This window comes from Enterobacter roggenkampii, from assembly GCF_001729805.1.
Lineage (GTDB): Bacteria > Pseudomonadota > Gammaproteobacteria > Enterobacterales > Enterobacteriaceae > Enterobacter > Enterobacter roggenkampii.
This window is the reverse complement of sequence record NZ_CP017184.1, coordinates 433,155-455,342: the sequence shown is the minus strand read 5'-3', so window position 1 is coordinate 455,342 and position 22,188 is coordinate 433,155. Positions and strand designations below refer to the sequence as shown.

The following is a 22,188-nucleotide window of genomic DNA, read 5'->3' as shown; positions in this document are numbered from 1 at the left end:
TGTTACATTAATTCAGTAAACGTAATCTCCGCTCTGCCGTTGAAGAACCATACCTATTCAATGATGAGCAATTTATGATCAACGTTTTTCGCCGTGCAGGCCTGGGGGCGAAGCTGTCGCTGCTGACGGGCGTCAGTGTCGCCACGCTGTTTCTGCTTTTCACTTTTCTGCTCAGTCAAAAAGCCAGCCAGCAGCTTGAAGCCCTTGCGGTAGAAGACCTGCACAATCAGTCCACCGGCATGGTCGACATGGTGCAGATGTTTAACACCAGCCTGAGTGAAGAGGTTGAGAGTTATACCCGGCTGTTTACCACCTTTTTACCGCAGCCACTGAATATTGATACTTCCCAGGCTCAGACGATTAACGGACTCAGCGTCCCGCTTCTGAAAGGCGGTGACACCGGACTGCATCAAAACAACACCCTGTCTGACGAGTTCCTGAACCGTACGGGAGCCATTTCGACGCTGTTTGTACGCAGCGGTAATGACTTTGTTCGCGTAGCCACCTCCCTGCGCAAAGAGAATGGCGAGCGGGCGATGGGCACCGTGCTGGATACCGCCAGCCCGGCCTTTGCCGCCGTCAACAGAGGGGAAGTCTACCGCGGACTGGCGCTGCTGTTTGGCAAACGCTATATCACCCAGTATCAGCCGGTTAAAAACGCCGAAGGACAGGTCATTGCGATCGTCTTTGTTGGCGTGGACATTACGCACTCCTGGAACGTCATGCGCGAGAAAATCCTCACCCGCCGCCTGGGCGAGAGCGGTCACTTCTTCGTGCTGGATCGCAGCAACGGCAAAACGCGCGGGCAATACCTGTTCCATGCCGGTGAAGAGGGGCAGTTGCCGAAGTGGGACGACGCGACGCAGCAGCAGCTTCTGGGTGACAAGCCCGGCACCCTGGAACGCGTAAGCGACGACGGCCGCACGCTTAAAATGGCGTATACCCCGCTGCCAGGCTGGAACTGGACTATCGTGGGCGAAGTGGATAAATCGGTGCTGCTCTCAAGCGTTAACGCCATGCGCGATCGCTTCCTGCTGGCCGGCGTGGTCTTATCTATCCTGTTTGCTGGTCTGTTCGTGGTCCTTATTCGCCGTGTGCTGACCCGACCGCTGAGCCATGTGATCCATCTTGCCCGGCAATATGCTGCAGGGGATCTCCGTTCCAGCCTGCCCGTGACGCGTCAGGACGAGGTCGGCCAGCTGATCGACGCCATTAACGGCATCGGCGGCGGCCTGCAAAAAATTGTTCTTCAGGTTCGCGAGGCCGCAGGCGAGATCCATTTGGGCACTAACGCGCTGGCGTCCGATACCGGCGAGATTTCTGAGCAGATCAACAAGCAGGCCAGCAGCGTGGAAGAGACCTCCGCCAGCATGGAGCAGCTGGCCGCCACCGTACAGCAAAATGCCGCCAACATGGAGCAAACGCAGCAGCTGGTGTGTGAAACCTCCCTCGCGGTCCATCAGGGCGGTGAGACGGTCACCCATGCCGTGTCGACCATGGACGACATTCGCGAGGCGTCAAAACGCATCGAAGACATCACGCGCGTGATTGAGTCCATCGCTTTCCAGACCAATATCCTGGCGCTGAATGCGGCAGTGGAAGCGGCCCGCGCGGGCGAGCACGGGAAAGGGTTTGCGGTGGTTGCGCAGGAAGTTCGCGCCCTGGCCGGACGCAGCGCCAACGCGGTGAAGGAGATTGAACAGCTGATTGGCGATACGCTCAGGAAAGTGAGCGAAGGCCATGCGCTGTCTGAACAGACGCGCCTGGCGATGGATGACATCATCATTCATATCGATAACATCAGCCAGCTGGTCACCGAGATTAACCATGCCTCACGCGAGCAGTCCGCAGGGATTGGCCAGGTGAATCTCGCCATGACCCACATTGGCGAAGCGTCGCATATTAATGCGGATCGTATCTCACGCAGCGAACAAACCGCTCAAACGCTGCGCGAGAAGGGGTCACATCTGGCTCAACTGGTGAGTCTGTTCCAGCTAAAAGACTAACCGACTCTGCCCGTCGCACGCAGCAGCAGGTCATTTTGCACCTGCTCGCTCATCAGCGTACCGCCACGGGTATCCAGCATCATGCGGCACCACGCCTGCGCCACCGGGGGCGATGCGTGCCGCAGCATTTCGCTTCCGGCACCCAGCAGGAAAAGCTGCTGCGTAATTTCCCGCCCCTGCGCCTCCTGCGGTTTACGCAGTTTTTGCTGAAGCTGTCGCCAGCTGCGGTCGAAGTGTCTGTCCTGCCCTTTTACCTGTGCAAACTCATCGGCAAGCAGATCGTGAATACCCGGCTGCTTCGCCAGCACGCGCAGCACGTCCAGGCACATGATATTGCCGGACCCTTCCCAGATGCTGTTCACCGGCATCTCGCGATACAGGCGGGGAAGTTCGCTCTCCTCGCAGTACCCGACTCCGCCCAGCACCTCCATCGCTTCCGCCACAAACGGGATGCCCGCTTTGCACACGCTAAATTTCGCGGCGGGGGTAAACAGCCGCGCCCATGCCGCTTCCTGGGGATCCGCGCGTTTATCCCACGCCCGGGCCAGGCGGAACAGCAGCGCCGTTTGCCCCTCCAGCACCAGCGCCATCCGGCTTAACACCTCACGCATGAGCGGCTGATCGATAAGATTTTTGCCGAAGGTCTGACGCTGATGCGCGTGGTACAGCGCCACGGACAGCGCACGACGCATCAGTCCGTGGCTGCCCAGCGCGCAGTCAAAGCGCGTCAGGCCACCCATTTTGAGGATCTGCCTTACCCCTTCGCCCTCTTCCCCCAGCAGCCAGCCGGAGGCATCAAGAAACTCTACCTCGCTGCTGGCGTTGGAGCGGTTCCCGAGCTTGTCCTTAAGGCGCTCCAGTCGGACGGCGTTGCGCTGTCCGTCAGGTAAAAAGCGCGGCACAAAAAAGCAGGACAACCCGCCCTTCGCCTGTGCCAGCACCAGATGCGCATCGCTTTGCGGGACGGAGAAAAACCATTTATGGCCCACCAGCCGGTAGCTGCCGTCGCTGCATTTTTCCGCTTTGGTGGTGTTGCTCAGCACGTCCGAGCCGCCCTGTTTTTCCGTCATCCCCATACCGATCAGCAGGCCGCGTTTTTGCGCGCCAGGCGCCAGATGAGGATCGTAGCGATCGCTGAGCAGAGGCGTCAGCCAGTCGTGAAATAGTTTAGGGAGTGCCTGCTGCAGGAGCGGTGTCGCGGCAAACGTCATGGTGACGGGACAAAGCGTGCCTGCCTCAACCTGAGCATGAAGCACAAAGCGTGCGGCCCGGGCGACAAACGCCCCCTTACGCGCCTCCTCTTCCCATGCCAGGTTATGTACCCGATTGGCACACAGCCCCTGCATCAGCAGGTGCCATGCCGGGTGAAAGCGAACGTCATCCAGTCGCTCTCCGGTGGCGTCATAGCGAAGCAACTCCGGCGGATTCACGTTCGCCAGCCTGCCCAGCTCCAGCGACTCTGCGGTACCTAACTGCTGCCCGATGCTGGCGAGCAGTTCGATATCCCACTCGGCACCCTCACGCGAGACTGCGTCACGCAGCGCGCAGTCCGAGAGAAAAAGGTTGCTGTTAGAGAGTGGTGCAGGTTGATTGAAAACGGTATGAGTCTGCCAGTGCATACTGTCTCCCTCCTTCAGTGGCAATGACGATAAGTATGGACAGACCGCGCACACGCTGCATGGGAGGGGAGTCACACGTTCACGATCCCGCTGATATCATTCGTGAAATAGCTCACAGAACATAAGAATAAACTATTTCATGACTTCGCTTTTGTTGAATAATTTATTCTCTCCCCCTTTCAGTGAGGAAAGTTATGCAACCGGATGCGCACAAGCGAGCATTAATTGCCGGCTCCATTGGTAACTTTATCGAGTGGTATGAGTTTGCGGTCTACGGTTTTCTGGCGACCGTCATTGCGAAGAACTTCTTTCAGCTTGAAGGGGAAGCGGGGCTTACCAGCCTGATCCTCACCTACGCCTCATTTGCCATCGCCTTCTTCTTCCGCCCGCTGGGGGCGGTGGTGTTTGGCCGCATCGGCGACCGGATTGGCCGTAAGCCGACGCTAATCATTGTGCTGGTGCTGATGACGCTCGCTACCGCCGCCATCGGCATTGTGCCGGTCTACGCCAGCATCGGGATTGCCGCCCCGCTCATTATTACACTGCTTCGCATCCTGCAGGGACTGTTCGCGGGCGGCGAGTACGGCGGTGCGGTCTCGCTGATGACGGAGTTCGCCCCGCGAGGCAAGCGCGGGCTCTATGGTGCCTGGCAGTCCTTTACCGTGGCGCTGGGGCTGTTAGCGGGTGCCGGCATCGTGGCGCTGCTCTCCGCCCTTCTCACGCCTGAAGCCCTGCACGACTGGGGCTGGCGCATTCCTTTCTTCCTGGCGCTGCCCATGGGCGCTGTTGCGCTGTGGCTTCGCGTCAGCATGGAGGAGACACCCAGCTTTGTGCAGCAGCAGGACAAACCGGCCGTCGCTCAGGCGGACATTGCCGCCACGCTCCGGGCCATCGTGATGGGGATTGGCCGCGTGATGGTCTGGTCTGCGGCGGGGTACACCTACCTGGTCATTATGCCGACCTATCTGCAGTCGGCGCTGCACACCGGGTTTAATCAGGCGCTGTTGATCGCAGTGATTTCGAACGTTGGGTTTGCGCTGACAATCATTCCGTCGGGGATCCTGAGCGATCGGATCGGGCGTCGCACGGTGATGATTATCGCCACCGCGCTGCTGCTGATCCTCGCCCTGCCGCTGCTGAAACTTCTGCAGGCGGAGTCCAGCACGCTGGCGGTGAAAGCGATAGTAGTATTGATTGCGGGCGGTCTGGTGGGCATGCTGGCGGGGCCGGGCCCGGCGATGCTCTCTGAGATGTTCCCGACCCGCGTGCGCTATACGGGGCTGGGGCTGGCCTACTCGTTATCGAACGCGATTTTCTCGGGATGCGCAGGGTTAATCATAACCGGGCTGATTAAGCAGACGGGCAATCTGGATATTCCGGCGTACTACGTGATGGCGACGGCAGTAGTGAGTATTTTCGCGCTGATGACGCTGAGGAAGGATGACCATTTGCGGTCACTGGAAGAATGAGGTTAATGCCCGGTGGCGCTACGCTTACCGGGCCTACGGTACCGTGCCTTTGTAGGCCGGGCAAGGCGAAGCCGCCACCCGGCATAACAGGCTACCCGCGCTGACGCACCGCTTCAAACAGGCAGATGCCCGTCGCAACAGACACGTTCAGAGAGGACACGCTGCCCGCCATCGGGATGCTGATCAGCTCGTCGCAGTGCTCGCGCGTCAGGCGACGCATACCTTCACCTTCCGCTCCCATCACCAGCGCCAGACGGCCGGTCATTTTGCTCTGATACAGGGTATGATCCGCTTCACCGGCAGTACCGACGATCCAGATGTTCTCTTCCTGCAGCAGACGCATGGTGCGCGCCAGGTTGGTCACGCGGATCAGCGGAACGTTTTCCGCCGCGCCGCAGGCCACTTTCTTCGCCGTCGCGTTCAGCTGCGCGGAGCGATCTTTCGGCACGATCACCGCATGCACGCCCGCCGCATCCGCGCTGCGCAGACACGCGCCGAGGTTGTGCGGATCGGTAACGCCATCGAGGATCAGGAAGAACGGATTCTCGAGCTCAGCGATCAGATCCGGCAGATCGTTTTCCTGATACTGACGGCCCGGCTTCACGCGGGCAATGATCCCCTGGTGAACAGCACCTTCACTTTTCTCATCCAGGAACTGGCGGTTAGCCAGCTGGATCACCACGCCCTGCGCTTCCAGGGCGTGGATCAGCGGCATCAGACGTTTGTCTTCACGCCCTTTCAGAATAAACACTTCCTGAAAACGCTCCGGTGCGCGCTCGAGAAGGGCCTGCACCGCGTGGATGCCGTAAATCATTTCACTCATTGATGGTTCTCGTAATAAGTATTTCCCCTCTCCCGGTTGGGGAGAGGGTCAGGGTGAGGGGAGAATTTACTCCGCCTGCTTTTTCTTAGCCGCGCGCTTCGCTTTGGTGGCGGCCGCTATTTTCTGTGTCTTCGCGGAAGGTTTCTTCGCGGCACGGGCTTCTTTCTTTGCCGCCTTCGGCTTCTGCTTCTTCTCGACGCGGAACGCGCTGTCCGGCTCGAAGTTCACCTTCTTACCGGCCTGACGGCGCTTGCCGCTCGTTTTGCCGTTTCCGCCTTTTTTCGCTCTTTCGCGCTCGGTTTTACCGACGTTACGCGGCGCGCGCTCGCTGGAGATCAGGCTGAAGTCGATTTTACGGTCGTCCATATTCACGGCCTCAACCTTCACTTCCACACGGTCGCCCAGACGATAGGTCTGGCCGCCAGATTCGCCGATCAGACGCTGGCCGACCTGGTCGAAGCGGTAGTAGTCGTTATCCAGGCTGGAGACGTGCACCAGACCGTCGATAAACAGCTCGTCCAGACGAACGAAGAAGCCAAAGCCGGTCACGCTGGCAATCACGCCTTTGAAGACGTTACCGACCTGGTCCAGCATAAAGTCACATTTCAGCCAGTCCGCCACGTCGCGGGTGGCTTCATCGGCACGGCGTTCGGTCATGGAGCAGTGCTGACCCAGCTGCAGCATCTCTTCCATCGAATAGTGGTAGCCACCGGTTTCAGTGGTGTTCCCTTTATGGCCTTGCTCCTGCGCCAGCAGATACTTGATCGCACGGTGCAGAGAGAGGTCAGGATAACGACGGATCGGCGACGTAAAGTGGGCGTAAGACTGCAACGCCAGGCCGAAGTGACCGCGGTTTTCCGGATCGTAAATCGCCTGCTTCATCGAGCGCAGCAGCATTGTCTGCAGCATTTCTGCATCAGGACGATCGCTAATGGATTCCAGCAGCTCGGCGTAATCGCGCGGCTCTGGCTTATTGCCGCCCGGCAGCTCCAGACCGAGCTCGGCCAGTACGGAGCGGAACGCGGTGATGGCTTCCGTCGACGGTTTATCGTGAATACGAAACAGCGCAGGCTCTTTGGCTTTCTCAACGAAGCGTGCCGCCGAGATGTTCGCCAGGATCATACACTCTTCAATCAGCTTGTGCGCATCGTTACGCTGAGTCTGCTCGATGCGCTCAATGCGGCGCTCGGCGTTGAAGATAAATTTCGCCTCTTCGCTCTCAAAGGAGATCCCGCCGCGCTCTTCGCGCGCCTGATCCAGCGTTTTGTAGAGGTTATGCAGCTCTTCGATGTGTTTGACCAGCGGCGCGTACTGTTCGCGCAGATCCTGGTCACCCTGCAGCATATGCCAGACCTTGGTGTAGGTCAGACGCGCGTGCGAGCTCATCACCGCTTCGTAGAATTTATAGCCAGTTAAGCGCCCTTTGTTGGAGATGGTCATCTCGCACACCATACAGAGGCGGTCAACCTGCGGGTTCAGGGAACACAGGCCGTTAGACAGCACTTCCGGCAGCATCGGTACAACCTGCGACGGGAAGTAGACCGAGGTACCGCGGCTGCGCGCTTCGTTATCCAGCGGGGTATGCGGACGAACATAGTAGCTTACGTCTGCAATCGCTACCCACAGACGCCAGCCGCCGCCGCGTTTTTTCTCGCAGTAGACGGCGTCATCGAAGTCACGGGCGTCTTCACCGTCGATCGTAACCAGCGGCAGGGAGCGGAGATCCACGCGGCCCACTTTGGATTCTTCCGGCACTTCTTCACGCAGGCTTTCGATCTGCTCTTCAACCGCTTTTGGCCAGATGTATGGAATTTCGTGGGTGCGCAGCGCCATATCAACGGCCATGCCGGTGCCCATATTATCGCCCAGCACTTCGACGATTTTACCTACCGCTTTAGTGCGACGGGTTGGGCGCTGGGTGAGTTCCACCACCACCACAAAGCCCATGCGGGCGCCCATCACCTCTTCAGGTGGGATCAGAATGTCGAAGCTCAGACGGCTGTCGTCCGGCACCACGAAGCCCACGCCCGCGTCGGTAAAGTAGCGGCCAACAATCTGGCTGGTTTTTGGCACCAGGACGCGCACGACGCGCGCTTCTCGGCGACCTTTACGGTCAGCGCCCAGCGGCTGCGCCAGAATTTGGTCGCCGTGGATGCACATTTTCATCTGTTCAGATGAGAGATACAGATCGTCTTTACGGCCTTCCACGCGCAGGAAGCCGAAGCCATCGCGGTGACCAATGACGGTCCCTTTCAGCAGATCGAGGCGTTCTGGCAGCGCGTAGCACTGGCGGCGGGTAAAGACCAGCTGCCCGTCACGCTCCATCGCGCGCAGGCGGCGGCGAAGGGCTTCAATTTGCTCTTCACCTTCAATGTTTAATTCAACAGCAAGTTCTTCACGATTGGCGGGTTTTTCGCGTTTTGTTAAGTGTTCAATGATGAACTCGCGGCTGGGGATAGGATTCGCGTATTTTTCGGCTTCGCGTTCCTGGAAAGGATCGTGTGACATGTCGGTTCCTCCGTTGTCAGCTCCGGTGGAAATTTTCTTCATTCCACCAGCAATAATTTATAAAGCGGTTGATTCTCTTCAACCAAATCGGCCAGCGTGTAGTTATCCAGCTCCTTGAGAAAACTTTGCACGGCCTTAGAAAGCGCCTTTTTCAGGCGGCAAGCGGGCGTGATGTGGCAGAACTCGCTGCTGCAGTTCACCAGAGACAGCGGCTCAAGTTCACGTACCACATCGCCAACACGAATACTCTGTGCCGGTTTACCGAGACGGATCCCACCATTCTTCCCGCGGACGGCAGCAACGTATCCGGCACGACTAAGTTGATTGATTATTTTGACCATATGATTACGGGATACGCCGTAGACCTCTGTGACTTCAGAGATACTGGTCATTTTCCCATCGGGTAACGACGCCATATAGATCAGGGCGCGTAAGCCGTAATCGGTGAAACTTGTTAACTGCACATCAACCTCAGGAAAAAGGGAAATCGCGGACAAACCGCAGAGATATTCATTAATGATGATAAACCAGCCAGATAGTTAGCGGCTAATTTATTTGACAGACGGGGCGAAAAAGCGGAGATCCAGGAGCGGTCGCCGGATGGCGCTACGCTTATCCGGCCTACGGGTCTCCCCGCAGGCCAGCAGTCACGAAGATTATGCGTCGAACGGGTCGCGCAGGATCATCGTTTCAGTACGATCCGGACCGGTAGAAATAATATCGATCGGCACTTCGGTCAGTTCTTCAATACGCTTGATGTAATCCAGCGCCGCCTGCGGCAGGCCGCTACGCTCTTTCACACCGAAAGTGGTCTCAGACCAGCCCGGCATGGTTTCGTAGATTGGCTCAATGCCTTCCCAGTCGTCAGCAGCCAGCGGCGTGGTGGTCACTTCGCGGCCATCAGGCATACGGTAGCCTACGCAGATTTTCACTTCTTTCAGGCCGTCCAGTACGTCCAGCTTGGTCAGGCAGAAGCCAGACAGGGAGTTGATCTGCACTGCACGACGCACGGCAACCGCATCCAGCCAGCCGGTACGACGACGACGACCGGTGGTCGCGCCAAACTCGTTACCCTGCTTGCACAGGAACTCGCCGGTTTCATCAAACAGTTCGGTCGGGAATGGACCTGCACCCACGCGAGTGGAGTACGCTTTGATGATGCCCAGAACGTAATCCACATAACGTGGACCCAGGCCAGAGCCGGTCGCCACGCCACCCGCGGTGGTGTTGGAAGAGGTTACGTACGGATAGGTACCGTGGTCGATGTCCAGCAGCGTACCCTGCGCACCTTCGAACATGACGAAATCGCCACGCTTGCGCGCCTGGTCCAGCAGATCGGACACATCAACAACCATACCGGTCAGAATGTCTGCAATCGCCATGACGTCATCCAGCACTTTCTGGTAGTCAACAGCGTCAGCTTTGTAGAAGTTCACCAGCTGGAAGTTGTGATATTCCATCACTTCTTTCAGTTTTTCAGCGAAGGTTGCTTTGTCGAAGAGGTCACCCACGCGCAGACCGCGACGAGCCACTTTATCCTCGTAAGCCGGGCCGATACCACGACCGGTGGTGCCGATCGCTTTCGCGCCGCGTGCTTTTTCACGCGCAACGTCCAGCGCCACGTGATAGTCCAGGATCAGCGGGCAGGCTTCGGAGAGCAGCAGACGCTCGCGAACCGGGATACCACGGTCTTCCAGACCTTTCATCTCTTTCATCAGCGCCGCTGGAGACAGCACAACGCCGTTACCGATGATGCTGGTGACGTTTTCGCGAAGAATGCCTGATGGAATAAGATGGAGGACGGTTTTTTCACCGTTGATTACGAGAGTATGGCCTGCGTTGTGACCGCCCTGGTAGCGCACAACATATTTAGCCCGTTCAGTCAGAAGATCAACAATCTTCCCTTTACCTTCGTCACCCCATTGGGTGCCCAGTACGACGACGTTGTTACCCATTTTTTTCAAAATCACCGTTTGCTTAAAAATGGATTCTACCATCGCTTTTTCAGATATACAGCACTTTTTGACCTCAGAATATCCCAAATCCGACCACTTTTTGATCAGCCAATCGTTTTCCTCAACATGTAGTAGATCACGATGCCCGCAACCACAAGACCGCCGCCAAAACGACGTAAAATATTATCCGGCAGTTGGCTCATGGTGGCGATCATTCGACGCCAGGCGCGTGGATAGAGCATCGGTCCCAGACCTTCCAGCACCAGGACCAGGGCCAGCGCGAGCCAGATCGTTGAATTCATTTTTGTTCCTTATAAAAGAAAACCACCGCTCCGTGGGGAGCGGTGGTTTGAATACTCAAACGAGCCTGAGTTTATCGCGTTGCGTTAGTCGGCGTCTTCATATAACGGAAGAAATCGCTGTCCGGGCTGAGCACCATCACATCCTGGTTGCTCTGGAAGCTATTCTCGTAAGCACGCAGGCTACGGATAAAGGCATAGAAGTCAGGATCCTGACTGAAGGCATCGGCAAACAGCTTCGCCGCCTCGGCATCACCTTCACCACGCAGGATACGGCCCTGACGCTCAGATTCCGCCAGCGTTTTGGCCACTTCGTAGTCCGCAGCAGCACGCAGCTTCTCCGCCTCTTCCTGGCCCTGTGAACGGTGACGACGGGCGACCGCTTCACGCTCGGCGCGCATACGGTTGTAAATCGCCTCGGACACTTCGACCGGCAGGTTGATCTGCTTGATACGCACGTCTACCACTTCAATACCCAGTGCAGCCATACTGTTCGGGTTGATCACCGGCACTTTACCGTTGGTTTCAGCCTGAACGCGCTCAGCCGCTTTGGCAATCGCATCATCTGCTGCCGGCGTTGAAACTTCATCTTCAGTGCCCGCTGTGCCGGAGTTCAGCGCATCGCGAACTTCCAGGGTCAGACGGCCACGGGAGTCGGTCACGATGTCTTTCACATCCAGACGACCAATCTCAGAACGCAGACGGTCAGAGAACTTACGTTTCAGCAGCACTTCTGCCTGAGAAACGTCACCGCCGCCCGTTGCCAGGAAGTAACGGCTGAAATCGCTGATGCGCCATTTGATATAGGAATCAACGATCAGGTCTTTCTTCTCTTTGGTCACGAAACGGTCGGCCTGGTTATCCATGGTCTGGATACGCGCATCAAGCGTTTTCACTGACTGAATGAACGGCACCTTGAAGTGCAGGCCCGGTTCGTAGATCACCGGGCGTTTGTCGCCATCACGCACGACGCTGCTGAACTGGAACTTGATCCCACGCTCGCCCTCTTTCACCACAAAGATCGAGGTATAAAGCACGACCAGTACGATGACGATGATCGCAATAACTGACTTACGCATCCTTATTCCCCCTGACGCTGGTAGTCGTTACGCTGCGCGTTAGCACGGCGTTGGTCCATAATGTCACCATCGCTCGAAGAAGACGTGGTTGTTGCGCTTGTGCTACCGGATGACGCAGGTGGCAGACGCAGCAGGTTGTTCGCACCGCTGTTGTCTTTTGCTGCCGATGCAGAACTGCCTTTCAGCATCTGATCCAGCGGCAGCACCATCAGGTTTCCGCCTTTACTGTCGTTAACCAACACTTTGCGGGTGTGGCTCAGCACTTTTTCCATGGTCTCAATATAGAGACGCTCACGGGTAATTTCCGGCGCCGCTTTATATTCCGGCAGGATCTTCGCGAAGCGAGCCACTTCACCCTGTGCTTCCAGGATGGTCTGGGTCTTATACGCACGCGCTTCTTCCAGAATACGCTGCGCCTGACCGTTAGCACGTGGCTGAACTTCGTTGGTGTAGGCTTCTGCTTCACGGATGTACTGCTGTTCGTTTTCACGTGCAGCAATCGCATCGTCAAAGGCCGCTTTTACCTCTTCCGGCGGACGTGCAGCCTGGAAGTTGACGTCCAGCAGGGTAATCCCCATGTTGTATGGACGAATGGTCTCTTCCAGCTCACGCTGGGTATCGCTACGGATAACGGTACGACCTTCGGTCAGGATACGGTCCATGGTGTATTTACCGATCACCCCGCGCAGGGCGCTGTCGGTCGCCTGGCGCAGACTGTCATCGGCGCTGGTCACGCTAAACAGATAACGCTCAGGATCGGTCACGCGGTACTGCACGTTCATCTCAACGCGCACCACGTTTTCATCAGACGTCAGCATCACACCAGACGCCGCCAGTTCACGGACCGATTCCACGTTGACCGCGGTCACGTCGTCAATGAAGGTCGGTTTCCAGTTCAGGCCCGGCTCAACCAGATGGCTGAACTTACCAAAACGCGTCACGACACCGCGTTCCGCTTCTTTAATGGTGTAGAACCCGGTAGCAGCCCAGATGATTACCACTGCAGCGGCAACAATACCGACTACGCGGCCACCCATTTGCGGGCGCGGCCCCTGGGTGGAATTTCCACCTGAGCCAGAACCTTTACCTCCGCCAAGACCACCAAGCTTCTTGCTCAGCTTGCGGAAGATATCATCCAGATCCGGCGGCCCCTGCTCGCGACCACCTTTGTTGCCATTTCCCCCAGAGTTGCCGCCTTGATTATTGCTGCTTCCCCACGGGTCGCGGTCCTGTCCGTTATTACCGGGCTGATTCCACGCCATGTATATGCTCCATATTTGTTATGCAAGGGCGAATTATTCAGGCATCCCCTTTCTGATCAGACGATATAGTCGACCAGCGCAGGTTCTTGTTTACAGAGGCGACGCCAGTCAACGATCGGCATACGCACCTGCATCCCCACGCTGCCGTCATCCTCCATCCACTCTTTTTCTATCGCCTGAAGCTGATAAAACCGGCTGCGCAGCCTGCCTTCCTGTGGCGGCAGTCGCAGCGTGTGCTGAGCTACCTCACCGGAAAGACGTTCTGTCAAAGCCTGGAAAAGCAGTGGCACACCAAGACCGGTCTGGGCAGAAAGCCAGACCCGAATCGGTTTGTTCTCTTCATCTCTGTCGATACGCGGTTCGAAATCGTCCAGCATATCGATCTTGTTCATCACCAACAGCGTTGGGATTTCGTGGGCGTCGATCTCTTCGAGCACCACGTTCACCGCGTCGATGTTCTCCTGCACGCGCACGTCTGCCGCATCAATCACGTGCAGCAGCAGGGTCGCCTGTCGCGTCTCCTGCAGGGTGGCCTTGAACGCCGCCACCAGGTCATGCGGCAGGTGACGGATAAACCCTACGGTATCCGCCAGCACCGTTTCACCGACGTCTGCAACGTCAATACGGCGCAGCGTCGGGTCCAGGGTCGCAAACAGCTGGTCTGCGGCGTAAACCTGGGCCTCGGTTATCTGGTTAAACAGAGTGGATTTACCGGCGTTGGTATACCCCACCAGCGACACCGTCGGGATGTCGGCTTTGGTGCGTGCCCGACGCCCCTGCTCACGCTGTTTCTCGACTCTTTCCAGACGCGAGAGGATCTGGGTAATTCGGCCACGCAGCAAACGACGGTCGGTTTCGAGCTGGGTTTCACCCGGGCCGCGCAAACCAATCCCGCCTTTTTGTCTTTCAAGGTGGGTCCAGCCACGCACCAGACGCGTTGCCAGATGACGCAGCTGCGCCAGCTCAACCTGCAGTTTCCCTTCGTGGGTACGTGCACGCTGAGCAAAAATGTCTAAAATCAATCCCGTGCGATCGATAACACGGCATTCGCAGAGAGCTTCCAGGTTGCGCTCCTGGGCTGGAGACAGCGCATGATCAAACAACACGACTGACGCGCCGGTTGCTTTTACGGCATCCGCAATTTCGACTGCTTTACCTTCACCAACAAAATACTTTGGGTGCGGCGCTTTACGGCTACCGGTAATCACCTGCATTGCTTCGACACCGGCGGAAGAGACCAGAGATTCAAACTCCTGGAGGTCTTCCATATCTTTGTCTTGCGAAAAATAGATGTGTACCAGCACCGCCTGCTCACCGGCATCATAACGGTCAAACAAGCGTAAACCTCTCTAAAAAGATCAGCGGGGAACGCAGGATCCCTGGCTCCCCGTGTGGATAACAGTGCGAAACCTTATTCGGTCTCGTCGCTGTCCTGCGCTGGCGTTGAAGAACCCTGCGCGTTGCTGCCATGATGGTAGTTACTACCTGTGCCGCCGCCAGCGTTATTGCTGTGATGAGATACCGGACGGGACGGAACAACTGTAGAAATAGCGTGCTTATAGACCATCTGACTGACCGTGTTTTTCAACAGAATCACGAACTGATCGAAAGACTCAATCTGACCTTGCAGCTTAATACCATTCACCAAATAAATAGAAACTGGAACACGTTCCCGACGCAATGCGTTCAGGAACGGATCTTGTAAAGATTGCCCCTTAGCCATTCTATCTTTTCCTTATATGCTTGTTTTGTACTTAGAACCTTGCGATTCTGAAAAATTGCGCACGATACGCCTCAATTGTACACATTCAGTGAGCGATATCACCAACAACCTCAATCACGTCGCTTAACGCCTGTTGTGGTTTTTCACTGTCTAACCAGTGAACCCCTTCCCAACCGCGCAACCAGGTGATCTGGCGCTTCGCTAACTGTCTCGTGGCGCAAACACCTCGATAAACCATTTCATCGTATGAAATCTCACCTTCAAGGTACGACCACATCTGGCGGTATCCCACACAACGAATGGAAGGCATGTCCGTATGCAAATCTCCACGGGCAAATAGCGCCCGCACTTCTGCTTCAAAATCTGAAGCTAACATCTGATGAAAACGCTGCTCAATTCGCTGATGGAGCAGTTCACGGCTCGCCGGGGCGATGGCGAACTGATGCACCTGATACGGCAGAGCGTCTCCTGACGTTTGCGTCAGTTCCGTTAAAGTTTTACCCGAAATGAAAAAAACTTCCAGTGCCCGGGAAAGCCTTTGCGGATCATTTGGATGGATCCGCGCTGCGGCAACCGGGTCAATCTCCGCCAGTTGCTGATGCAAAACGTCCCACCCCTGCTCTGCCGCCTGCTGCTCAATTTTCGCTCTTACTTCCGGGTCCGCGGATGGCAGAGGTGATAACCCCTCCAGCAGCGCCTTGAAGTAGAGCATGGTTCCGCCAACCAACAGCGGTATACGCCCCGCCGCCGTTATCTCGGCCATCTCGGCTAAGGCATCCCGGCGAAAATCCGCTGCGGAGTAAGCCTGAGCCGGGTCGAGGATATCCAGCAAACGGTGCGGTGCCGCGCGCAGTTCTTCTGCGTCAGGCTTCGCCGTGCCGATGTCCATCCCTCGGTAGATGAGGGCGGAGTCGACGCTAATCAACTCTACCGGCAAAACTTTACGCAACTCAATGGCGAGCGCCGTTTTGCCGGAGGCCGTTGGGCCCATTAAAAAAATTGCCTTAGGCAGGCTCGCCTTACTTACGTCAATCATGTTTCAGGGCGTTCATCGCCGTTTTTAAATCAACAGGTTGTAATAACCCACCCGGCGGCGCTTTCACCAGATGCGGACAGAGGCGTTCCACCTCCGCCAGCACGCTGATGGCCTGTGCCATGCTCCACGGCGCGTGTTCGCTGGCCAGATGGCGGGCGATCCACTGCGCGGTGTTAGCGGCATCAAACGATGTTTGCTGCGCCAGGTAGCCTATCAGTTCAGGAATCAAGTTTTGTAAATTTTGTTGGCGTAAGGGTAAAGGCACTGCACGAATTGTCACATGTTGTGGTTCGAGCACAATTTCAATACCCATTTGCGCCAGCTGTGCTTCGGCACGCTGCAATACCCTTGTTTCATCAGGGGATATTTTCAGGCGAACCGGAATTAACAGCGGCTGCGCACAGGCGGCATTTTCGCCCGGCGTGAGCTGCACCTGTTTAAGCCAGCGTTCGGCAACCGGCAGTGCCAGAAGCATCAATTTGCCGTCACGTTCCAGCAGTGCCATATCCGGCGCGATAATCGTCAGCACCCGGCCAAAACTCTGGCTATGGCCGTCCAGAGAAGGCTGAGGTGCCGGAATGGGTTCTTTACGCTCTACGGCTGGCGTCTCCAGCAGTTTGCGGTACAACGCGCCCTGCTGCTTTTGATAGCCAGGCTGGGCATTCGGGTAGTTGGCACCCGTTGGACGCGGCGCGGCCCCTGCGGAGGAAAAGCGCGGCGCTTCCGGTTCACGCGCAACGGCGGGCTCCGCAAAATGGTTGCGGCCCGCAGCGACACGGTTTTCAGGAATTGGGCGCGGCGCAGGTTCTGCGTGTTCCAGCGGCAACGGCGTTTCACCCTGCTGCTGCAGCACGCTCAGCACGCCCTGATAGATAAAATCATGCACCAGTCGCGACTGGTGGAACCGCACTTCATGCTTGGCAGGATGGACGTTCACATCCACCTGATGCGGATCGATGTCCAGATAAAGCACGAAAGCAGGCTGCTGATCGGCCCCGAGCTTGTCTTCGCAGGCCTGGCGAATGGCGTGATTGATGAGACGGTCGCGCATCATGCGGCCGTTGACGTAGCAATACTGGATCTCCGCAAACGCAGCGCTGCTCGCGTTCGGATCGGCTACCCAGCCGCGCAGCGCCAGATCGCCGTGCTGCCACTCAATGGCCAGCGCCTGTTCCAGAAACGGGGTCCCGCAAATGGCGCCCAGGCGACGCTCTTTCTGCCCACCTTCCGCCACCGCGCGATACTGGCGCATCACCTTGCCGTTGTGGCTGAGGTTGATGGTGACATCGAAACGCGCCAGCGCGATACGGCGGATGATCTCGTCGATGTGTCCGAATTCGGTCTTCTCGGTACGCATGAACTTGCGTCGGGCGGGAGTGTTGTAGAAGAGATCTAATACTTCAAGCGTCGTGCCGACAGGGTGCGCCGCGGGTTTGACCGTCACATCCATATCGCGCCCTTCGGCGTAAGCCTGCCAGGCTTCCTGCTGTTCGGCGGTACGGGAGGTCAGCGTTAAGCGCGAAACCGAGCTGATACTGGCCAGCGCTTCACCGCGAAAGCCGAGGCTAATAATCGCTTCCAGGTCATCCAGAGAAGCAATTTTACTGGTGGCGTGACGGGCCAGCGCCAGCGCCAGCTCCTCTTTTTTAATGCCGCAGCCGTTGTCGCGAATGCGGATAAGCTTCGCGCCACCGCGCTCGATATCAATATCGATGCGGGTCGCGCCCGCATCGAGGCTGTTTTCCACCAGCTCCTTCACGACCGACGCAGGGCGTTCCACCACCTCACCGGCGGCGATTTGGTTCGCAAGCTGCGGCGGCAGAACCTGAATCGGCATGAATTCTCCTTAGTTGGTCGCGGTCATCTCACCCGGTAGCGCTGCGCTGGCCGTCTGGGCAGCGCCGCTCTGTGGCGCAGACTGCAGCGGATGGGCATCAAAGTATTTACGCAGACCGTTATAAATCGCTTCAGCAATTTGCTGCTGATAGCTGTCGCTTCCCAGCAGACGCTCTTCACCGTTGTTACTGATAAAGCCCGTCTCTACAAGGATGGACGGGATATCCGGCGAGCGCAGAACGCCGAGGCTGGCATGTTCAGGACGACGCTTATGCAGCACACCAATGCTTTGCAGCTGGTTCAATACGTTAGTGGCCACATCATACCCGACGCGCTGAGAATGACCGAACTGTAAATCCAGCACCGCCTGGCTGAGATACGGGTCTGACTGGCTGTTTGCCAGCACATCGCCCGCGCCGCCTAACAGTTCAGACTGCTTCTCATGCTCTTCCAGCCAGTTGGCCATTTCACTGTTGGCGCGACGGTTCGAGAGTACCCATACCGAGGCGCCGGTCGCGTTACGGTTTGGCGCAGCATCCGCGTGGATGGAGACCAGGAAGTTCGCATTCTGCTTGCGCGCGACGTCCGAACGCCCCATTACCGAAATGAAGTAATCCCCGTCGCGGGTCAACACGCCTTTGAACGTAGGGTCGTCGTTGAGCAGTGCACGCAGCTTACGGGCAATGGCGATGGTGACATTTTTCTCTTGCGTCCCACCCGGGCCAATCGCACCCGGGTCCTGTCCACCGTGACCTGCATCAATGGCGATAATCACTTTGTCACCGCTGGTCGCAGCACGGCGCGTACTCACCGCCGGACGGGTCACCGTATTGCTGCTGGTTGCCGCAGTGATGCGATCGTTCTGCGATTTAAACGGATTACGCGCGGGTTCAGCAGGACGCGGCGTATACACCGGTTCTTCCACGCGTTTGGCAACGACAGGCGGCGGTGGAGGCGGCGGCGGGACATCGGCATTGATGGTAAAGACCACCGTATAGTTCGCCCCGTTTTGCTGCTTCACCGCCTTCGTTTTGCCCTTTTCGGTCAGACCGACCACCAGGCGTAACGACTGGCTATCCTGCGGCGTACCCGAACGGATACTTTTCACCAGGTTGTTGCCGCTGAACTGCAGCGGTAATCCCTGGATCACGCCTGTCTGTTTGATATCCAGCGCCACGCTGTGGCTGTCTGGCTGTGAAAACGCATACTCAGGATCGCCCATAAAGCTGAACGTGATTCGAGCCTGGCTTTCGCCGTTCGAGACCTGAATATCTGAAAGATTTGCCGCCCCGGCCTGCGCGCACAGCAGCACGGTGGCAGCCAACAACCAACCTTTAACGCGATTTATCATCCCGTCATCCCTACGCTTAACCGGCCAGACGCGCCAGTAAGGAACTGCCTGATGAGGAAACAGCACTGATGCGTGCCTCACGCCCTTGAGCCTGGTAATCTAAGTGAATTTCGACATCCGGGTCAGGCAGCACACCCGCACCTTGTTGCGGCCACTCCACCAGGCAAATGGCGTCGTTGGCAAAATAATCACGGATCCCCATAAATTCCAGCTCCTCAGGATCCGCAAGGCGGTATAAATCGAAGTGGTACACCATGAGATTTTCAAGGGTGTACGGTTCTACCAGCGTGTAGGTTGGGCTTTTCACATTCCCGTTATGCCCTAACGCCTGCAAAAAACCCCGGCTGAAGGTGGTTTTACCCGCCCCTAAATCACCATACAGATAAATGACGGTTGCCCCCTGACAGGCCTGCGCCACGCGCTTGCCGAGATCTAAAGTGGCTTGTTCATCAGGTAAAGGAATCGCTCGATTAGTCATTTTCTACGTCAATCACATCCGGGTTAACTACACGCCGCAGCGTGCAAAAGAGATCGGTGGCCAGCATACCGCGCGTACCGTAACGCGCAGCCAGTTTATCTGCCGCAACGCCGTGGGCCACGCAGCCCGCACAGGCTGCATCATAAAGGGGAAGTTTCTGTCCAAGCAATGCGCCAATAATACCGGAAAGCACATCGCCCATGCCGCCGCTCGCCATGCCCGCATTTCCGGCATCAATAACGCCCTGCGTCTCGTCACTGGCAACAACGGTTCCTGCCCCTTTTAAAACGGCAACACCTCCGTAACGTTTTACCAGACGCTGAGCAGAAAGTAAGCGATCGCTTTCAATTTCTGCCACGCTGCAGTTAAGCAGCCGCGCCGCTTCGCCGGGGTGTGGCGTCAGAATGCGATTGTGACGCTTATCCGGGTTTATTGCCAGAAGGTTAAGCGCGTCGGCATCCCACAGCATCGGTTTGCGAAAATTCTCGACCTTTTGCAGAGCCTGTTTACCCCACGCCTGCTGCCCAAGCCCGGGACCGATCACCACCACGTCCGCCCATTCGAGGCTTTCCTCCAGCGTCTGGAGCGTAAGCTCATGGACCATCAGCTCCGGTCGGGCCGTGACGATCGGCGCAATATTCTCAATGCGAGTGAGCACTCGCACTAATCCGGCGCCGCTGCGCAGAGCCGCTTCACCAGTCATGCGAATCGCACCCGCCGTACCATGGTCACCGCCCACAATCACCAGCCTGCCGTGATCGCCCTTATGTGACGTTGGTCGTCGCGGCGGGAGCCACGCTGCAAGCTGCGACGCATCATAACGCGCGAGGTGCGTTTCCTGCCCGGCGAGCCAGCTCTCCAGCCCCAGCGCACTGTGGTGCAACACGCCGACGACATCCCGCGCTTTGCCGGTCAGTAAACCCGGCTTCAGGGCAATGAAGGTCACCGTATGCGCTGCCTGCATCACCGCCCCCGGCGTTGCACCCGTTTGTGCAATCAGGCCAGAGGGAATATCCAGGGCGACTACCGGCGCGGAATGTCTGTTAGCGTGTTCAATAAGCGCGGCAATGTTTTCGCGAGGCGCGCTGCGCAGCCCGGTGCCCAGCAGCCCGTCAACAATCAGATCAACATCCTCTGGCCAGACGATATCAGGCGCATGAATCACACCGCCGGCGTTCAGCCATGCCTCCCGCGCCGCGCTGGCCTCTTCCGGCAGCGGTTTATCACTTTCGAGAGCCAGCAAGGTCACGCGGATACCCGCAGCCACCGCGAGACGGGCGACGACGTAGCCGTCACCGCCGTTGTTGCCGTGCCCGCATAGAATCAGCCAGTGGGCGGCCTGCGGCCAGGCGCTACGGGCAACGTCAAACGCTGCCTCACCCGCGCGGAGCATCAGTTCATACAGGGTAATCCCGAGGCTGTCTGCAGCCTCTTTTTCGGCGCGCCGGAGGTCATCCGCATGCCAGATGGAATGTGGTATACTTGCGGGGTTTTTCTTCACCGTATGGTCCGTCATGTCACAGCCCCTCGATCTCAATGAATTAGCGCAAAAAATCAAACAGTGGGGTGCTGAGCTTGGCTTCCAGAAGGTAGGCATTACCGATACCGACCTCTCCGCCAGCGAGCCCAAACTGCAGGCCTGGCTGGACAAACAATACCACGGCGAAATGGAGTGGATGGCACGTCATGGCATGATGCGCGCCCGTCCACACGAGCTTTTGCCGGGCACATTACGCGTCATCAGCGTGCGCATGAACTACCTGCCCGCCAACGCGGCCTTTGCGCGCACGCTCAAAGACCCCTCGCTGGGTTACGTTAGCCGGTACGCCCTCGGTCGTGATTACCATAAGCTTCTGCGTAACCGTTTAAAAAAACTCGGGGAAACTATTCAGCAGCACTGTGTTTCGCTGAATTTTAGACCCTTTGTCGATTCCGCGCCTATTCTTGAGCGTCCGATCGCCGAAAAAGCCGGGCTTGGCTGGACAGGTAAGCACTCACTTATTCTTAGCCGCGACGCCGGATCGTTCTTCTTCCTCGGTGAACTGCTGATTGATTTACCGCTGCCGGTAGACGGCCCGGTAGAGGAAGGCTGTGGCCGCTGCGTGGCCTGTATGACCATCTGCCCCACCGGCGCCATCGTCGAGCCTTACACCGTTGATGCGCGCCGCTGTATCTCCTACCTCACCATTGAACTGGAAGGCGCCATTCCAGAGGAGTTCCGACCGCTTATCGGCAACCGCATCTACGGCTGCGACGATTGCCAGCTCATCTGCCCGTGGAACCGCTATTCACAGCTCACCGACGAAGAGGATTTCAGCCCGCGCAAGGCGCTCCATGCCCCGCCGCTCGCTGAACTGTTCGCCTGGACCGAGGCCTGGTTCCTGAAAGTGACGGAGGGTTCGGCCATCCGCCGTATCGGCCATCTGCGCTGGCTGCGAAATGTGGCCGTCGCGTTGGGAAATGCCCCGTGGGATGAAGCGAATATTCGGGCGCTTGAAAGCCGTAGAGGTGAGCACCCACTTCTTGATGAACACATAGAATGGGCGATTGCGCAGCAAATTGAGAAACGTAATGCCTGTGTGGTCGAGGTGCAGCTACCGAAGAAACAGCGTCTGGTGAGGGTGATTGAAAAAGGGCTTCCGCGGGATGCCTGAACTATTCACAGCCTGTGAATAAAATTACAAACTCAAGCGCCATCTGGGCTGGAGAAGAGATCAAGTGATCTCAATAACATTTTGAAATCA

18 protein-coding genes are annotated in these 22,188 nt (G+C 57.3%); 3 read left to right on the top strand and 15 right to left on the bottom strand.

Annotated features, from left to right (window positions below; genetic code table 11):
* The first annotated feature begins 74 nt into the window (after positions 1–74).
* Positions 75–2,006, top strand: a complete 1,932-nt coding sequence (locus BFV67_RS02110; protein ID WP_069597788.1) for a methyl-accepting chemotaxis protein — start codon at positions 75–77, stop codon at positions 2,004–2,006.
* Here BFV67_RS02110 and BFV67_RS02105 read toward each other — a convergent pair.
* Complete coding sequence (locus tag BFV67_RS02105; RefSeq protein WP_069597787.1) at positions 2,003–3,625, bottom strand: isovaleryl-CoA dehydrogenase; 1,623 nt, start codon at positions 3,623–3,625, stop codon at positions 2,003–2,005. The genes BFV67_RS02110 and BFV67_RS02105 overlap by 4 nt on opposite strands.
* A 194-nt stretch (positions 3,626–3,819) precedes the next feature.
* On the opposite strand from BFV67_RS02105, the gene BFV67_RS02100 reads away from it, so the two are divergent.
* The gene (locus tag BFV67_RS02100; RefSeq protein WP_023293450.1) at positions 3,820–5,094 is read left to right on the top strand and encodes an MFS transporter; all 1,275 of its coding nucleotides are present in this window, start codon (positions 3,820–3,822) and stop codon (positions 5,092–5,094) included.
* Between the two features lie 91 nt (positions 5,095–5,185).
* On the opposite strand, the gene rlmB is transcribed toward BFV67_RS02100, so the two are convergent.
* The 14 genes from rlmB to nnr all read right to left on the bottom strand — a co-directional run bounded on the left by rlmB (position 5,186) and on the right by nnr (position 20,960).
* Complete coding sequence (gene rlmB / locus BFV67_RS02095) at positions 5,186–5,917, bottom strand: 23S rRNA (guanosine(2251)-2'-O)-methyltransferase RlmB (protein ID WP_021240712.1); 732 nt, start codon at positions 5,915–5,917, stop codon at positions 5,186–5,188.
* Positions 5,918–5,983: 66 nt separating this feature from the next.
* The gene (rnr, locus tag BFV67_RS02090; RefSeq protein WP_069597786.1) at positions 5,984–8,425 is read right to left on the bottom strand and encodes a ribonuclease R; all 2,442 of its coding nucleotides are present in this window, start codon (positions 8,423–8,425) and stop codon (positions 5,984–5,986) included.
* A 38-nt stretch (positions 8,426–8,463) separates the two neighbouring features.
* Positions 8,464–8,889 (bottom strand): nitric oxide-sensing transcriptional repressor NsrR, encoded by a 426-nt coding sequence (gene nsrR, locus BFV67_RS02085; protein ID WP_023293453.1) that lies wholly within the window; start codon positions 8,887–8,889, stop codon positions 8,464–8,466.
* A 192-nt stretch (positions 8,890–9,081) separates the two neighbouring features.
* Positions 9,082–10,380, bottom strand: coding sequence for an adenylosuccinate synthase (locus tag BFV67_RS02080; RefSeq protein ID WP_006178975.1), 1,299 nt, complete (start codon positions 10,378–10,380; stop codon positions 9,082–9,084).
* 104 nt (positions 10,381–10,484) lie between these two features.
* Positions 10,485–10,682 carry a DUF2065 domain-containing protein gene (locus BFV67_RS02075; protein ID WP_003855996.1) on the bottom strand — a complete coding sequence of 66 codons (198 nt, stop codon included), beginning with the start codon at positions 10,680–10,682 and terminating at the stop codon, positions 10,485–10,487.
* A gap of 71 nt (positions 10,683–10,753) precedes the next feature.
* A complete protein-coding gene (gene hflC, locus BFV67_RS02070; protein WP_008502916.1) occupies positions 10,754–11,758 on the bottom strand; it encodes a protease modulator HflC in 1,005 nt (334 codons plus the stop codon).
* A 2-nt stretch (positions 11,759–11,760) separates the two neighbouring features.
* Positions 11,761–13,020 (bottom strand): FtsH protease activity modulator HflK, encoded by a 1,260-nt coding sequence (gene hflK / locus BFV67_RS02065; protein ID WP_032675814.1) that lies wholly within the window; start codon positions 13,018–13,020, stop codon positions 11,761–11,763.
* Positions 13,021–13,076: 56 nt separating this feature from the next.
* The gene (gene hflX / locus BFV67_RS02060; RefSeq protein ID WP_008502918.1) at positions 13,077–14,357 is read right to left on the bottom strand and encodes a ribosome rescue GTPase HflX; all 1,281 of its coding nucleotides are present in this window, start codon (positions 14,355–14,357) and stop codon (positions 13,077–13,079) included.
* Between the two features lie 74 nt (positions 14,358–14,431).
* Positions 14,432–14,743 (bottom strand): RNA chaperone Hfq, encoded by a 312-nt coding sequence (gene hfq, locus BFV67_RS02055; RefSeq protein ID WP_008502919.1) that lies wholly within the window; start codon positions 14,741–14,743, stop codon positions 14,432–14,434.
* Between the two features lie 85 nt (positions 14,744–14,828).
* On the bottom strand, positions 14,829–15,779 hold the full coding sequence (miaA, locus tag BFV67_RS02050) for a tRNA (adenosine(37)-N6)-dimethylallyltransferase MiaA (RefSeq protein ID WP_008502920.1): 951 nt from the start codon (positions 15,777–15,779) through the stop codon (positions 14,829–14,831).
* Positions 15,772–17,616, bottom strand: coding sequence for a DNA mismatch repair endonuclease MutL (gene mutL, locus BFV67_RS02045; RefSeq protein ID WP_032655264.1), 1,845 nt, complete (start codon positions 17,614–17,616; stop codon positions 15,772–15,774). The genes miaA and mutL overlap by 8 nt, the downstream gene beginning before the upstream one ends.
* Positions 17,617–17,625: 9 nt before the next feature.
* A complete protein-coding gene (gene amiB / locus BFV67_RS02040) occupies positions 17,626–18,966 on the bottom strand; it encodes an N-acetylmuramoyl-L-alanine amidase AmiB (protein WP_069597785.1) in 1,341 nt (446 codons plus the stop codon).
* A gap of 16 nt (positions 18,967–18,982) precedes the next feature.
* Entirely contained in the window at positions 18,983–19,444 is a 462-nt protein-coding gene (tsaE, locus tag BFV67_RS02035) for a tRNA (adenosine(37)-N6)-threonylcarbamoyltransferase complex ATPase subunit type 1 TsaE (protein WP_008502923.1), read from the bottom strand.
* A complete protein-coding gene (nnr, locus tag BFV67_RS02030; RefSeq protein ID WP_069597784.1) occupies positions 19,437–20,960 on the bottom strand; it encodes a bifunctional ADP-dependent NAD(P)H-hydrate dehydratase/NAD(P)H-hydrate epimerase in 1,524 nt (507 codons plus the stop codon). The genes tsaE and nnr overlap by 8 nt, the downstream gene beginning before the upstream one ends.
* On the opposite strand from nnr, the gene queG reads away from it, so the two are divergent.
* Positions 20,959–22,098 carry a tRNA epoxyqueuosine(34) reductase QueG gene (gene queG / locus BFV67_RS02025; protein WP_021240717.1) on the top strand — a complete coding sequence of 380 codons (1,140 nt, stop codon included), beginning with the start codon at positions 20,959–20,961 and terminating at the stop codon, positions 22,096–22,098. The genes nnr and queG overlap by 2 nt on opposite strands.
* Positions 22,099–22,188 lie beyond the last annotated feature (90 nt).